The 15,833-nt window shown below is 34.6% G+C and carries 15 protein-coding genes; 12 read left to right on the forward strand and 3 right to left on the reverse strand.

All coding sequences use genetic code 11. The annotated features are described in order from the left end of the window. Positions 1-190: 190 nt before the first annotated feature. The gene (locus ACZIX2_RS07515; protein ID WP_463339469.1) at positions 191-964 is read right to left on the reverse strand and encodes a tetratricopeptide repeat protein; all 774 of its coding nucleotides are present in this window, start codon (positions 962-964) and stop codon (positions 191-193) included. 236 nt (positions 965-1,200) lie between these two features. On the opposite strand from ACZIX2_RS07515, the gene recF reads away from it, so the two are divergent. The 10 genes from recF to ACZIX2_RS07565 all read left to right on the forward strand — a co-directional run bounded on the left by recF (position 1,201) and on the right by ACZIX2_RS07565 (position 11,895). Continuing rightward, positions 1,201-2,280 carry a DNA replication/repair protein RecF gene (gene recF / locus ACZIX2_RS07520; protein ID WP_463339470.1) on the forward strand — a complete coding sequence of 360 codons (1,080 nt, stop codon included), beginning with the start codon at positions 1,201-1,203 and terminating at the stop codon, positions 2,278-2,280. Positions 2,281-2,363: 83 nt separating this feature from the next. Next, positions 2,364-3,059 carry a thioredoxin domain-containing protein gene (locus ACZIX2_RS07525; protein WP_463339471.1) on the forward strand — a complete coding sequence of 232 codons (696 nt, stop codon included), beginning with the start codon at positions 2,364-2,366 and terminating at the stop codon, positions 3,057-3,059. Positions 3,060-3,067: 8 nt separating this feature from the next. Beyond that, positions 3,068-3,739, forward strand: a complete 672-nt coding sequence (locus ACZIX2_RS07530; RefSeq protein ID WP_463339472.1) for a DUF2461 domain-containing protein — start codon at positions 3,068-3,070, stop codon at positions 3,737-3,739. A gap of 10 nt (positions 3,740-3,749) precedes the next feature. After that, positions 3,750-4,763: a UDP-N-acetylmuramate dehydrogenase gene (gene murB / locus ACZIX2_RS07535; protein ID WP_463339473.1), complete on the forward strand. Its 1,014-nt coding sequence runs from the start codon at positions 3,750-3,752 to the stop codon at positions 4,761-4,763. Between the two features lie 263 nt (positions 4,764-5,026). Then, positions 5,027-6,133 (forward strand): glycosyltransferase, encoded by a 1,107-nt coding sequence (locus ACZIX2_RS07540; protein ID WP_463339474.1) that lies wholly within the window; start codon positions 5,027-5,029, stop codon positions 6,131-6,133. Beyond that, positions 6,124-6,675: an RNA polymerase sigma factor gene (locus ACZIX2_RS07545; RefSeq protein ID WP_463339475.1), complete on the forward strand. Its 552-nt coding sequence runs from the start codon at positions 6,124-6,126 to the stop codon at positions 6,673-6,675. Before ACZIX2_RS07540 ends, ACZIX2_RS07545 begins: the two co-directional genes overlap by 10 nt. Positions 6,676-6,844: 169 nt before the next feature. Beyond that, on the forward strand, positions 6,845-7,660 hold the full coding sequence (locus ACZIX2_RS07550; RefSeq protein ID WP_463339476.1) for an energy transducer TonB: 816 nt from the start codon (positions 6,845-6,847) through the stop codon (positions 7,658-7,660). A 135-nt stretch (positions 7,661-7,795) separates the two neighbouring features. Next, positions 7,796-8,665 (forward strand): lipoyl synthase, encoded by an 870-nt coding sequence (lipA, locus tag ACZIX2_RS07555; RefSeq protein ID WP_463339477.1) that lies wholly within the window; start codon positions 7,796-7,798, stop codon positions 8,663-8,665. A gap of 45 nt (positions 8,666-8,710) precedes the next feature. Then, positions 8,711-9,718: a type I glyceraldehyde-3-phosphate dehydrogenase gene (gene gap / locus ACZIX2_RS07560; protein ID WP_463339478.1), complete on the forward strand. Its 1,008-nt coding sequence runs from the start codon at positions 8,711-8,713 to the stop codon at positions 9,716-9,718. Continuing rightward, the gene (locus ACZIX2_RS07565; RefSeq protein ID WP_463339479.1) at positions 9,718-11,895 is read left to right on the forward strand and encodes a tetratricopeptide repeat-containing hybrid sensor histidine kinase/response regulator; all 2,178 of its coding nucleotides are present in this window, start codon (positions 9,718-9,720) and stop codon (positions 11,893-11,895) included. Before gap ends, ACZIX2_RS07565 begins: the two co-directional genes overlap by 1 nt. Here the strand turns inward: ACZIX2_RS07565 and ACZIX2_RS07570 are convergent. Both ACZIX2_RS07570 and lpxK read right to left on the reverse strand, forming a co-directional pair. Continuing rightward, positions 11,892-12,704 (reverse strand): purine-nucleoside phosphorylase, encoded by an 813-nt coding sequence (locus tag ACZIX2_RS07570; RefSeq protein WP_463339480.1) that lies wholly within the window; start codon positions 12,702-12,704, stop codon positions 11,892-11,894. The two genes, ACZIX2_RS07565 and ACZIX2_RS07570, sit on opposite strands and share 4 nt — an antisense overlap. After that, the gene (lpxK, locus tag ACZIX2_RS07575) at positions 12,676-13,701 is read right to left on the reverse strand and encodes a tetraacyldisaccharide 4'-kinase (RefSeq protein WP_463339481.1); all 1,026 of its coding nucleotides are present in this window, start codon (positions 13,699-13,701) and stop codon (positions 12,676-12,678) included. The genes ACZIX2_RS07570 and lpxK overlap by 29 nt, the downstream gene beginning before the upstream one ends. Before the next feature lie 204 nt (positions 13,702-13,905). Here lpxK and ACZIX2_RS07580 point away from each other — a divergent pair, with 204 nt between their 5' ends. Both ACZIX2_RS07580 and ACZIX2_RS07585 read left to right on the forward strand, forming a co-directional pair. Next, positions 13,906-15,021 (forward strand): Nif3-like dinuclear metal center hexameric protein, encoded by a 1,116-nt coding sequence (locus ACZIX2_RS07580; RefSeq protein ID WP_463339482.1) that lies wholly within the window; start codon positions 13,906-13,908, stop codon positions 15,019-15,021. A gap of 3 nt (positions 15,022-15,024) precedes the next feature. After that, positions 15,025-15,804 (forward strand): zinc ribbon domain-containing protein, encoded by a 780-nt coding sequence (locus tag ACZIX2_RS07585; RefSeq protein ID WP_463339483.1) that lies wholly within the window; start codon positions 15,025-15,027, stop codon positions 15,802-15,804. Positions 15,805-15,833 lie beyond the last annotated feature (29 nt).

A 15,833-nucleotide genomic window follows, 5' to 3' on the forward strand; every position in this document is an offset into this window, starting at 1 on the left:
ACACATTCAATGCTATCCAATTTTGTTTACATACTTTGAATAGCAATTCAAAATAAACAACAGCTTCATCTGCTGCTTCTAGAATGAATTAGTAAATATAGGTATAAAAAAAAAGGTTAGAAATACCAGCATTCAAAATTTGATTTGAAAACTAAAAATTCCTAACCTCTTTATATTGAAAAGGTTTTCTTTATTGTGCTAAACCAATTAAAGCATCTACAGTTGCTGCTTCTGGAGAAGCATCGTAGCTTTCTTTAATTTCAGTGAAATATTTTAATGCTTCTTCTTTTTTCCCTAATGACAAAGCTGTTTTTCCTGCTTTCATCAAAAATCTTGGCGTAGTAAAATCGTTTTTGTTACTTTCAGCTGCTTTTACATAATATCCAAGAGCTTCTTCAGGCTTATTTGTTTGAGCATAGGCATCTCCAATTGCTCCTTTGGCCAAAGCGCTTAAAATAATATCTTCGGAACTGAATTTTTCTAATGAAGCAATCGCTTCTGTAAATTTACCAGTATTCAAATAAGCCATACCAGCATAATAATTGGCTAAATTTCCTGCTGCAGTTCCTGAATATTCTTCGGCTATTTTCACAAAACCGAATTTCCCTTCAGAACCATTCAATGCTAATTTATATAATGAATCGCTAGCTACACCATCGGTTGCTTTTTGAAAGTTTTGTTGCGCCACAAACATTTCGTTTGCTGCTTCGTCTTCTTTAGGTGAAGCGATAAATTTTTGATACCCTAAATACCCAATGGTAACAATGGCAATACCAGCTACAATTCCGATGATAGTTTTTTGATTTCTAGCAACAAAATCTTCTGTTTTAGAAGCTGTTTCGTCTAATTTTGAAAAAACTTCGGCAGTGGTACTGTCTTTTTCATTAATTTGAACTTCTTCAATCGGTTCTTTAACTTCTTTCTCTTTCGGTGTTTTATATCCTCGTTTGCTATACGTAGCCATTTAAAATAAATTTAGTGAGTCGCAAAAATAAAATTTTTATTCAAATCGACGTAAAAAAAAGTGATTTTATCGATAATTTTAAAACAAAATCACAAACGAATCTTATTTTGCTGGTTATCACTCGCTATAGTATTTCTTAAAAACAATAGAGTTTCAATAATTTTCAATAATTTGCACCCATTTAAAATCGCCTTAGATTTTCCAATTTTGGACACCAAAAATCCACACCATTTTCAATGTATTTAAAAAAAATAACTCTTTTCAATTATAAAAATTTTGCTGAAGCTGAATTTGACTTTGACCAAAAAATCAATGGATTTGTTGGGAAAAACGGCATAGGCAAAACCAATGTTCTCGATGCCATCTACCATTTGGCTTATGGCAAAAGTTATTTCAACCCATTAGCCATTCAAAACATCAAACACGGAGAAGATTTTTTTGTGATTGACGCTCTTTTTGAAAAAAACAATCGCGAAGAGCAAATTGTTTGTTCCATCAAAAAAGGACAAAAAAAAATCCTTAAAAGAAACGGAAAGCCTTATGATAAATTCTCGGAACACGTAGGTTTTATCCCTCTTGTTATTATTTCGCCAGCAGATCGTGACCTTATTATTGAAGGAAGCGAAACCCGAAGAAAATTCATGGACAGTGTGATTTCGCAATCCGATTCTTCCTATTTGCAGGAATTGATTTTGTACCAAAAAACCCTCGTGCAACGCAATGCTTTACTGAAATATTTTGCCCTAAACCAGACTTTTGACGCAGCCACATTAAGTATTTACAACGAACAATTAGACACATTTGCCGCCTCTCTTTTTGAAAAAAGAAAAGCTTTCATTGCTGCTTTTTTACCAATTTTCAACAAACACCATCAGGCCATTACAGGCAGCGAAGAACAAGTCCAATTGGTCTACGAAAGTCATTTACTAGAAAACAACCTGCAAAAACTACTTGAAGAAAACCTAACAAAAGATAGAGCCTTGCAATACACTAGTGTTGGAATTCATAAAGATGATTTAGCCTTTGAAATTGATCATTATCCCATCAAAAAATTTGGCTCGCAAGGACAACAAAAATCATTTTTAATAGCACTCAAACTCGCGCAATTTGATTTCTTAAAACAACAAAGTGGCGTTACACCCATATTGCTCTTGGATGATATTTTTGACAAGCTAGACGAATCACGAGTAGCCAAAATAATAGAAATGGTAAAAGATGATTCCTTTGGTCAACTTTTCATTACTGATACTCATCCGGAACGGACCGAAAGCATCATACAGTCTACTTACCAGAGTTTTAAAATTTTTAATTTGTAAGTTCCACAAACCCCAATCTATATCCCATTAAAAAATGACTAATTTTGTCCGCAAATCAATTCAATTATAATCCCAAAAAAAATATGAAAAAAACAATTACTCTAGTACTTTTTACCATAATCTTCATCACTTCATGCCAAGGACAAACTTCAAATCACATTCAAGTTCTTGATGCAAATGCTTTTGCAGAAAAGATTAATGCAACTCCTCAAGCACAAGTAATAGACGTAAGAACGCCCGAAGAATACGCCACTACACATATTGAAAATGCACAAAACATCAATTGGCTCAATGAAGCTTTTGTAAACAACCTATCAAATCTTGACAAATCCAAACCGGTTTTCGTGTATTGCAAAGCAGGTAGCCGAAGCCAAAAAGCCGCAGCAAAGCTAGCAGAACTAGGCTTTACGTCGATTTATGATCTACAAGGAGGCATTCTCAAATGGGAAGCTGCTGGGTTAGGCAATAAAGACAACAAACAAGTAGGAATTACCCAAGCTGGACTTAACGACCTACTCAATACCAATAAAAAAGTCCTTGTCAACTTTTTTGCCCCTTGGTGTGCCCCTTGCAAAAAAATGGAGCCTTACTTGCTTAAAATGCAAAAAGAGACCAACGAAAACCTTGTAATCGTTAGACTAAATGCTGACCAAAACAGCAGCATTATGAAAACTTTAAAAATTGAAGAACTACCTACCATGTTGCTTTACAAAGACAAGAAAGTGATTTGGAAGAGCAGCGGTTTTGTAAGCGAAGACGATTTAAGAAAACAATTATAAACCAGCGTATGATTTCTGAACACACCCTTACTTTCTTAAAAGAACTGAAAACCAACAACAACAGAGATTGGTTTTTAGACAACAAGCAACGCTATGAATTGGTTAAAAAAGAATACTACCAGTTTACAGCCGATTTGTTAGAAACTATGAAATCCATGGATGCCACTTTAGAGTCCTTGGAGGTAAAAAAATGTGTATTCAGAATCAACCGTGACATTCGTTTTTCGAAAGACAAATCGCCTTACAAAACCCATTTGGGCGTTTGGTTTTCGACCGCTGCAAAAAACGCCGAGGCCGCAGGTTACTATTTACATATAGATCCTGAAAATCCATTTGTTGGTGGAGGAATCTATTGTCCACAGCCGGATCAAATTCAAAAAATCAGAAAAGAAATTCATTTTTTCTATGACGATTTGACTTCCATTTTAAACGATAAAAAATTCGTTTCAAACTATAAAATGCTCAATAGAGACGAAAACACTACACTGAAAAACCCTCCCAGAGGATATGAAAAAGACGATCCTGCTATTGAACATTTGAAGTTAAAAAGCTTTACTGCCACTGAAAATTTTGATCCAAAAATAATCACTCAAAAAAACTTTCTGCCGTTAATGGCCGAAAAAATGATTACTTTACAACCTTTAATTGCGTTTATCAATAGAGCGCTAGAAACTGAATAACCTAATTATCATGGAAATACTTTCAAACTTTTCATTAAAAAACCATAACACTTTTGGTATTGACGCCAAAGCCTCAAGGTTTGTTGCCGTTGCAACTATAGAAGAACTCAAAGAGGTACTTATAACTTATCCCAATGAAAAAAAGTTCATTTTGGGAGGCGGCAGCAATATGTTGCTTACAAAAGATATAGAAGCATTAGTAATTCATGTTGATTTAAAAGGTAAAAAGATAGTTCAATCCGACGATGACTTTGTTTGGGTTGAGGCCCAAGCAGGCGAAAATTGGCATGAATTTGTACTATGGACCATTGATCAAGATTTTGGAGGATTAGAAAACATGTCCCTAATCCCAGGGAACGTGGGTACTACTCCGGTTCAAAACATTGGAGCCTATGGTGCAGAAATTAAAGACACTTTTGTTTCTTGCCAAGCGCTCCACATAACGGATTTAGAAGTAAACACCTTTACCAATTCAGCCTGTCATTTTGGATACCGAGAGAGTATTTTTAAAAATGAAGTAAAAGATCAATACATAATCACAAGTGTTGTTTTCAAACTCACTAAAAGAAACCACAAAATCAATGTTTCCTACGGGGATATTTTATCAGAATTAAACAAAAAAAACATCGAACAACCTACCTTAAAAGATGTTAGCAACGCTGTAATCGCCATTCGTCAAAGCAAACTCCCTGACCCAAAAGAGTTGGGCAACAGCGGAAGCTTCTTTAAAAACCCGATTATCCTGAAATCTGATTTTGAAAAAATTCAGAAAAAATTCCCAGAAATCCGTTTTTATACTGTATCTGAAACCGAAGTAAAAGTACCAGCTGGCTGGCTGATTGAGCAAGCAGGATTTAAAGGCAAACGATTTGGTGACGCAGGAGTTCACAAAAATCAAGCTTTAGTATTAGTAAACTACGGCAATGCCACTGGGCAAGAAATCGTGGCATTAGCAAAAAACATTCAAAAAACAATTTTAGACACTTTTGGCATTGCTATAGAAGCAGAAGTAAACATTGTATAACACTAACAAGCTTGATTTTTTAACATCATTCCGTTATCAAACACCATCACAAGACAAGACATCAAAATCAATTATTCGATTTCCTTGGAATACCCTCTTGACTTGAGCTTTTGTCAAAAAGCAAACAAATTGTACTAATGTGTTTTAAAATCAAGAAACCAGGTTGACTGAAAAAAAATAAAAAACTAAATCCTTCTTCGTAGAAAAAGTTAGCATGGGTTAGTTAACTTTGCAACCGATTTATAAGAAATCTTTTTTGTGCTATGTTGATCTATTTATTATATACTCTTATTGCTGTTATTGCTGTACAATTCTTTTATTTCATTGGCGTTTTTAGCCGGTTTTCTTTTGCAAAACCGAAATCTGCCACACCCAAAAACTTACCAATTTCGGTCATCGTTTGTGCCAAAAATGAAGAAGAAAATGTAAAAGAGTTCATCCCTATTCTTGCACAACAAGATTACCCTACTTTTGAGTTGGTTTTAATCGACGATGCCTCTAGCGATAACACCTTAGAAGTGTTTGAAGAATTTGAAGCACAATATCCAAATATAAAACTGGTAAAAGTTAAAAACAACGAAGCTTTTTGGGGCAACAAAAAGTACGCCCTTACCTTAGGGATAAAAGCCGCAAAATACGAACATTTACTTTTTACCGATGCCGATTGTTTTCCTTTAACCAAGGATTGGATTACTACAATGTCTTCTCATTTTGATAGTCAAAAGAAAATTGTGCTTGGCTATGGAGGCTACATTAAAATTGGCGGTTCCCTTTTAAATAAAATCATCCGCTATGAAACCGTATTGACTGCAATGCAATATTTTTCATGGGCAAAAATTGGTCAACCCTACATGGGAGTTGGTCGGAATTTAGCTTACAAAAAAGAAGTTTTTTTTAATGTAAATGGATTTATCGACCACATCCAAATCCGCTCTGGAGACGATGATTTATTTATCAATCAAACTGCAAATAAAAACAATACTACTATCTGCTATGAACCGGCTAGTTTTACCTATTCTCAACCCAAAACTACATTTGGAGAATGGTTCAAACAAAAACGAAGACATGTGGCTACCGCGCAACATTACAAAATGAAAGATCAGATCCAGCTGAGTCTCTTTTATTTTTGTCAGTTGGCATTTTTTATTCTAGCACCCATTTTACTAGCACTTCAATACCAATGGATAATTGTATCTATTTTAATTGCCTTCCGATATGTGTTTAGCTGGACTTCATTTGGATGTGCTGCTCAAAAATTAAAAGAAAAAGATCTCATTATTTGGTATCCCATTTTAGAATTTTGGCTTATCTTCACACAAATTAATATCTTTATTACCAATATCTTCTCAAAACCCGTGCATTGGAAATAAATAAAAACATTGAAAAGGCAAAAGAAGGCGATCAAATAGCTTTTACTTTCTTGTTGGATTTTTATTGGAACGAAGTGTATAATTTTATGCTAAAACGTACCGAAAACGAAGCCGACGCGGAGGATATTACTATTGAAACCTTTTCTAAAGCATTTGACAAAATTGGGACCTACAGCAGCGAATTCCAATTCAACACTTGGCTTATTGCCATTGCGAAAAATGTTCATATTGATCTCTTAAGAAAGAAAAAATCGCACTTATTTATAACAATATCAGAAAACCAAGAGCTTCAAACACAAAACATTGCTGACACTTCCCCTTCTGCAGAAGACGAATTGATAACAGAGCAGAATGTTTCTCAATTGCTACGCTTTATTAAAGAATTAAAACCTCACTACCAAGAAGTTATTCAATTGCGCTATTTCCAAGAACTTAGTTATCAAGAAATTGCTACCAAAATCAACGAACCTATAAGCAATGTGAAGATTAAATTACTTCGTGCAAAAAAACTGTTAGCCGAAATCATCAAAGAAAGAAGGTAAATTTATATTTTTCAAAAAACCCACCAAAATACAACATATTTTATATACTTTTAATTAATACTGTAAATATTTTTTTGTAATTTAACACAATAAATAAATTATTACCACCGTTAACACAAAAAAAACTGTCCTGTAGACAATAGTTATTAAACCTCTAAAACTATATATTATGTCTCAATTTAGCATTTTCGAAAGCGGATGGGTAGAACTTGTTTTTGAACACAAAAACAAAAACTACGGAGCTTACCAATTGCGTAAGGAAACCACCAAAAACACCGTTACAGCATTTTTTTTCGCTGTATTGTTGATTGTATCAATCATTAGCATTTTTATCCTAATCAACAAGCTAAGTCCTAAAATAACAGCTCCTCAAACAACTATCGAAACAATCATCAAACCCATTGATTTAGACATAGTCATTCCTGTAACCCCAACAAAACCGATTCCGAAAACCACTAGCGCTAAAACAAACAAAACGATAAATCACATTACAAACACTCCCGAATTTACACAACCTGAAGTTGTACCTGAAGCCTTGGCTACTACAGAAAAATTCCCGGACTCCAATAATTTTCAATCCACAACTACTAGTTCTAATTATGATGGTGTTGTTACAAACTCAGATTCTAAAAACCAAAACGCTACAAATACAGCAACAGAAAACAATGCAATTGTCACCACGATTGCACTAGACGCCGCACCCGAATTTCCAGGAGGAATTCAAAAATTTTATCAATATGTGGGCAATCATTTTAGCAAACCCGAAATTGACGAAATGGTTACTTTTAAAGTAATGGTAGCCTTTGTGATTGAAAAAGACGGCACAATGACAGACCTTAAAATTCTGAAAGATCCGGGTTACGGCTTAGGACAAGAAGCCATTCGCGTTTTGAAATCAATAAAAACCAAATGGACTCCTGGCATCTTAAACGGCAAACCCATGAGTACAGCTTATACTCTGCCAATTATCATTAAAACAGAATAATCTTTACAATTTCATATTGCCAACAAAACTAATGTTAATGTACACTAGTTTTGTTGGTATTTTTTCTTAAACCCAACCCAAAGCTATTTTTAGAAGCCAACTTTCTACTATCTTTGTACCTTTGAAATTGAAGATATGGATAGCACAATAGAAAACAACTCCCCTATAGCCAAACCAAAATGGTTAAAAGTTAAATTACCCATTGGCCAAAAATACACTGAATTACGAGGATTAGTTGACAAATACAGTTTAAACACCATCTGTACTTCGGGAAGCTGTCCTAATATGGGAGAATGTTGGGGAGAAGGAACCGCCACTTTTATGATTTTAGGCAACACTTGTACCCGTTCTTGTGGATTTTGTGGGGTAAAAACCGGCAGACCCGATACAGTAGATTGGGACGAACCCGAAAAAGTTGCCCGTTCTATAAAAATCATGAACATTAAGCATGCCGTAATAACTAGTGTAGACAGAGATGACATCAAAGATGGTGGCTCTATTATATGGAACGAAACCGTTAAGGCTATTCGTCGAATGAATCCTAACACCACACTCGAAACCTTAATTCCCGACTTTCAAGGAATAGAAAGAAACATAGACCGTATTATAGAGGCCAATCCCGAAGTTGTTTCTCACAACATGGAAACAGTAAGACGATTAACACGCGAAGTTCGTATACAAGCAAAATACGACAGAAGTTTGGCTGTGTTAAAATACCTAAAAGAAAACGGCATTCGCAGAACAAAATCTGGAATTATGCTTGGACTTGGTGAAGAAGAGGAAGAAGTCTTTCAAACGTTAAGAGATTTACAAGCTGCCAAAGTTGACATTGTAACTATTGGTCAATACCTTCAACCTAGTAAAAAGCATTTGCCTGTTAAAGAATTTATTAGTCCAGAGCAATTTGCAAAATACGAAGAATACGCAAAAGAATTAGGATTTAGACACGTAGAAAGTGGACCATTGGTTCGCTCTTCCTACAAAGCCCAAAAACATATTTTATAAATCCTGATTTTCCAATAACTACCCAACCCACTTAACCAACCACAATTGAAAACAAGAATCGCAATCAATGGTTTTGGCCGAATAGGAAGAAATCTATTTCGGTTATTACTGCATCATCCTTATATCGAAGTTATAGCCATTAACGACATTGCTACAGTGTCGACCATGGCGCATCTTTTAAAGTACGATAGTATTCATGGCGTGTTACCTGAAAAAGTTAGTCACGACACTTCCGGACTTTGGATTGGAGAAAAACATTTTCTGTTTTACAATCAATCCAATATTTCGGATCTAAATTGGAAAGACCTCAATATCGATTATGTTATTGAATGCACCGGAAAACACAAAACTTTTGAAGCGATAAACGCACATATTGTTTCTGGAGCCAAAAAAGTAATCCTGTCTGCACCAGCCGAAGTAGAAGAAATCAAAACCGTAGTTTTAGGCGTTAATGATACTATACTAGACGGTACCGAAACTATTATTTCTAATGCTAGTTGTACCACTAACAATGCCGCCCCCATGATTCAAATCATTGATGAATTATGCGGCATAGAACAAGCGTATATTACTACGATACATTCTTTTACTACAGACCAAAGCTTACACGATCAACCTCACAAGGATTTAAGAAGAGCTAGAGGCGCTAGTCAATCTATCGTACCCACAACTACTGGAGCAGCAAAAGCGCTGACTAAAATTTTTCCACACTTAAACAACAAAATTGGAGGATGTGGAATTCGCGTACCTGTACCAGATGGCTCTCTAACAGATATTACTTTCAATGTCAAAAATGCCGTAACTATCGAAGAGGTGAATCAAGCATTTCAAAAAGCAGCTTCAGCAAACCTCAAAGGCATTTTGGATTACACCGAAGACCCGATTGTATCAGTTGACATTTTAGGCAACACCCATTCTTGTCTGTTTGACGCACAGCTTACCTCAGTTATTGACAAAATGGTAAAAGTTGTAGGTTGGTATGACAACGAAATCGGCTATTCATCCAGAATTATTGACTTAATCCTTTACCTTCAAAAGAAGAACATTACTTAATGCGAAAATCAATTCAATTTTTATTGTTGGTTTTCTTCGTTTGCACCACTTGTATTGTTCATGCGAAGTCCAACCAAGACAGCATTAGTTATTATCACGAGTTATCAGAGTATAACTTCAAGATACATAACTACAACAAAGCTATTGCATATGCTTCAAAATCTTTGCACTTCACCGAAAGCGGGAACAATATTAACGGTCAAATTGCTCAACATTACCATTTAGGAAAAATTTATTACCATTTAAAAAAATATTCCGAAGCACATTTCCATTTTTTAAAAAGTGTTCAGCTCGAATTCCAAAATCCAGCCGATTTTAACACTTTTAAAAAATATTACTATTTAGCTTTTAGCGCATTGGAACTTAGACAATGGAGCAAAGGCGCTTACTATTTCTCTAAAGCCGAACAAATAAAAATTTCTCCTTCAAAAAAAACAAATGTAAATAAGTTGCTTTTATGTAAGGCTACTTTTTATTTCCGAAAAAACCAACCCAAAATAGCAGAACAAGAACTTCATCGGCTCTTGTCTCAAGCCAATTATTCAAAAGAAAGAAATAGCATTGAGACGGCTTATATTTACCTAGGTATCATAGCCTCAAACAACAAAAGCCACCTAGTATCATGTGACTATCTAGAAAAAGCATTAGCCCTAAACAAATTCACTAAAAACCTAGAAAACAAAGCAAAAATACTTTTGTACTTAAGTAAATGCCATAAAGCGTTAGGCGATTTTGATCGAGCCTATTCGCTTTTAGACGAATACCATTTGGTTGACAAACAACTGGCCTTAATCAAAAATACTCACGACAATCAAGTTGCATTTAATGCTTTTAACCAAAAAGAAAAAGAAAAAATTAAGCGAGAATTAGATAAAGAACGCCAGAAAATAGAAAACAACAATAAATATTCTAAGCTAATCAACATTTTAGCTATTGCTCTAATAAGTATTTTATCGCTGTTAAGTTTTACTTTGTACAAAATCAACAAAATTAAAAGCGAAACCAATGAACTTTTAACACGTAAAAACAAAGAATTGACCACAGCCAAAAACAAAGCAGTTAAAGCCTCTAAAGCTCGTTCTGAATTTCTTGCCACTGTAAGTCATGAACTCCGTACTCCACTTAATGCCATAAATGGAATTACGCATTTATTACTTCAAGAGAAACCCAAAAAAACGCAATTAAATTATTTAAACGCACTTCAATTTTCTGCCAATCACCTTACTAATTTTATACATGAAATACTTGAAATCAACAAAATTGATTCAAAAACCATTCAAATTGAAAATCATCCATTTGCCTTAAAAGACTTATTAAACAATGTAATCAATTCTCTTCAAAAATCAGCTTTGACCAACAACAATGAATTGACCTTAACCTATGATAATTCGATACCAACAACAATTTTGGGTGACCACACTAAGCTCTCACAAGTATTTTTAAATTTGATTAGTAATGCTTTGAAGTTTACTGAAAATGGAACAATTCAAGTTGATACTCAACTCTTATACCAAGAAGCAAATGTAGTTACTATTCAATTTCAAATAATTGACAACGGAATAGGCATTCCAAAAAACAAACAAAAAATAATTTTCGACAATTTCACTCAAGGTTCAATAGAAATCAACCGAAAATATGGTGGCACAGGACTTGGACTCTCAATAGTAAAAAAAATTGTTACATTACTTGGCGGCAATATAAAAGTAAAAAGTAAAGAAGGCGAAGGTGCTACATTTCAATTTTATGTTCCTTTTCAAATAGCAAACCAAATCCAACCTGTATCTAGTCCGGAAAAAGTTTCTAACAACAATTCAAAAAACCAAAAAATTCTGATTGTAGAAGACAATAAAATCAACCAATTGGTAATCAAAAAAATGCTTACTAATAAAAGCTATTACTGCGACATAGTAGATGATGGAGAGACCGCTGTGCAAATTATGCAAGAACAAGAATATGATTTGGTTTTAATGGACATTCATTTACCTGGCATACATGGTACTGAAGCTACCAAACAAATCCGTGTATTTGACAATAAAACACCAATTATTGCTGTTACAGCTATTTCAAGAAATGACAATAGAGACATGCTGCTATCATACGGCTTAAACGAAGTAATTAACAAACCTTTCATACCAGAGGATTTCTATACCACTATCGAAGACTATTTAAACAATTAATAGGTAGTTATTAATTCACGGATAAGCAATCTCACCTTAGGTTCTGCACCTTTGGCTGCTTCTAGTACTTCATCATGTGAAATACTATCAATGCTTTCTGCATCGCCCATGTCAGTAATCACAGAAACACCAAAAGTTTCCAAATCCATATGGCGTGCAACAATAACTTCTGGCACGGTAGACATCCCAACACAATCTGCTCCAACCGCCTTGACCATTTTATACTCTGCCAAAGTTTCAAATGTAGGTCCTTGCAATCCTAAGTAAACCCCAACATGTACTTTTATGTTCAAATTAGAAGCTAAATCTGTAGAATGAGCAATCATTTTTCTACTGTAAGGCTCACTCATATTTACAAAACGTGGTCCAAATCTTTCGTCGTTTTTACCTCGCAAAGGATGTTCTGGCATAAAATTAATATGGTCTTTGATCAACATAATTGAACCCACCTTAAAATTTGCATTCACTCCACCTGAAGCGTTCGAAACAATCAATTTAGAAACACCTAAATATTTCATTACTCGCACAGGAAAAGTCACTTCCTTCATAGAATATCCTTCATAATAATGGAAGCGTCCTTGCATAGCCATTACTTTTTTGTCGCCTATAGTGCCAAAAACTAATGCTCCTTTGTGCCCTTGAACTGTCGAGACTGGAAAATTTGGAATTTCGGTATATGGTAAAATATACTTAATACTGATTTCTTCCGTAAAACTACCCAATCCTGAACCTAAAATAACTCCATATTCTGGAGTAAAATCGATTTTATTTTGAATAAAACTAACTGTTTCTTGAACTTTTTCCCACATAATCTAAAATAGTTTGGTCAAATTCTTTTTCATTTTTGATAAAAGAGCTTTGAATTGGTAAATAATACAATTGATCAGAAAGCGATGTGTCTTTCAATCGAACATAATCTTTTTCAGTCGTAATAATTTTTCTTCCTTGTGCTTTGTGTAGGATAGATTTTATTTCGTCTTCATTAAAATGATGATGATCAGAGAAGGTCAAACACACGTCTTGATCTTGCTTCAAATATTCGAAAAACGGTTCAGGTTTGGCAATTCCTGCCAATAATAATTTGGGTTCTGTGTTTAAATCCTCCACTTTTAGAATTTCATTTTTGGAATACACCGAATCAGCATAGGCTATAAAGGTAAAGTATAATTCCTGGTTCGCATGGAGTTTTAACTGCTTTTTAATAGTATATTGTTCTTGTTCTGACAAATCCTTAGGGCATTTGGTAACAACAACTATAGCTGCTCTTGAGGCACCCGCAGGCGTTTCACGCAAATTACCAGTAGGCAACATACAGTCATCACTATACAAATCACCGTAGGCGGTTAGCAAAATATAAAGCCCAGCCTTCACTTTTCGGTGTTGATAGGCGTCATCTAACAAGATAACTTGAGGAGCTCCCTCCTTCGACAACAATTGTGTAATACCGTTTTTCCGATTAGCATCTACCGCTACTTGAATATTTTGAAATTTTAAATAAAACTGATACGGTTCGTCTCCAAGTTCAAGCGCATTAGAACTTTTGTTGGCTAAAACAAATCCTTTGGATTGACGTTTGTACCCTCGGCTTAAAGTAGCAACTTTATACTTTGAAGAAAGCAAATGAATTAAGTATTCTATCTGAGGAGATTTTCCAGTACCCCCAACACTCAAATTACCTACAGCAATAATGGGTACCGAAAACGAATAGGATTTAAAAAAACCTTTATCAAAAAGAAAATTTCTAATAGTTGTGATTCCTCCGTATAGGATAGCGAAAGGAAAAAGTAATTTTCGTAGTAATTTCATTTTACGAAATTAGAATAAATAATTAAATTATTTGGAGAGTATAATGATAAAAAGCAGAGCCAACATTGACCGAAAGCCTCTCAAAACACTGATTAAATATAATGTTTTTACTTTAAAAACCAAAAAACAGTATATTTGTTAAGCTTTTGCTTTAAGAGCAGAATTCAACATTTAATCCTAGTTGACTTACAAAAATACACTCGAATGAAAATAAAACAAATCCTAACGATATTAGAAGAAATGGCTCCGCTGGGCTATGCCGAAGATTTTGACAATGTAGGCCTACTGGTGGGCGATCAAGAAGCAGAAGCTACAGGAATTTTGGTATGCCACGATGCTTTAGAAAACGTCATTAGTGAGGCTATTGCAAAAAAATGCAACTTGGTCGTTTGCTTTCACCCGATTCTTTTTTCAGGTATCAAAAAAATTACAGGAAAAAATTATGTTGAAAAAGCTATCCTAAAAGCAATTAAAAACGATATAGCTATCTATGCCGTTCATACCGCATTAGACAACCATCCGGAAGGTGTAAATCAAATATTTTGTGATGCTTTGGGCTTAACCAACACTAAAATATTAGTTCCCAAACAAAACTATATTCGCAAATTAGTTACCTACACCATACGAGAAAATGCATATGCCGTTCGAAACGCTTTGTTTAAAGCTGGCGCAGGAAGCATTGGTAATTATGATAATTGCAGTTTCAATTCTGAAGGTACTTTTACTTATCAAGGGAACGAAAAAAGCAACCCTGTTGTAGGCGAAAGAGGTGTATTGTCTACGGGAACAGAAACTAAAATAGAAGTAGTTTTTGAAAAACATTTACAAACTAAAGTTCTCAAAGCCTTATTTAACGCTCATATTTATGAAGAAGTAGCCTACGAAATTTATGATTTGCAAAACAATTACCAAAAGATTGGACTTGGAATGGTGGGCGAACTAGAAGAACCAATGGAAGAAACTTCCTTTTTGCATTTTGTAAAAGAAAAAATGCAAGCAGAAGGGATTCGACATTCGGCTTTTTTGGGTCGTCCTATCAAAAAAGTAGCGGTTTTGGGTGGAGCTGGAAGTTTCGCTATTTCACAAGCCATACAAGCTGGAGCCGATGCTTATTTGACTGCTGATTTGAAATACCATCAGTTTTATGAAGCCGAAAATAAAATTCTGTTAGCGGATATCGGACATTTTGAAAGTGAACGGTATACAAAAAATTATATTGTTGAGTATCTTCGAAAAAAAATTCTTAATTTTGCACCCGTCTCGCTTCCAAGCGGAATCATTTTATCAGAAGAAAATACAAATCCAGTTAAGTACTTATAAAATATGGCCACTACGAAAGAATTAAGTGTTGAAGAAAAATTAAGAGCAATCTACGATTTACAACTTATTGACTCAAGAATTGACGAAATTAGAAATGTAAGAGGAGAGCTTCCTTTAGAGGTTGAAGATTTAGAAGACGAAGTTGCAGGCTTAAGCACACGTACGGAAAAATTAAAAGCCGATCTTGAGGTTATCGAAGACATGATCAAAGTAAAGAAAAATGCCATCGATGAGCACAAAGAAGCGATTAAAAAATACACGAAACAACAAGAAAGTGTTCGTAACAATAGAGAGTTCAACTCTTTGACTAAAGAAATCGAATTTCAAGAGTTAGAGATTCAATTGGCTGAAAAGCAAATCAAAGAAATGAAAGCTTCTATTGAACATAAAAAAGAAGTAATTGCCAATTCTAAAGAAAAATTAGAAGCAAAAGCTTCTCACTTAAAACATAAAAAAGCTGAGTTGGAAGACATCATGGCTGAAACTCAAAAAGAAGAAGCCTTTTTAACTCAAAAGTCAGAAGAATTTCAAGCTGAAATCGAGCCTAGATTATTAGCAGCTTATCAAAGAATTAGAAGCAGTGTACGTAATGGATTAGCTGTAGTTTCTATTGAAAGAGGTGCTTCTGCAGGTTCATTCTTTACTATTCCACCACAAACGCAAGTTGAAATTGCTGCAAGAAAGAAAATCATTATCGATGAGCATTCTGGTAGAATTCTTGTGGATAGCGTACTTGCAGAAGAAGAAAGAGAAAAAATGGAACAATTGTTTTCCTCTATCTAATCTACAACACCAAGCCTCCTAAATGGAGG

This window comes from Flavobacterium riviphilum (genome assembly GCF_055231795.1).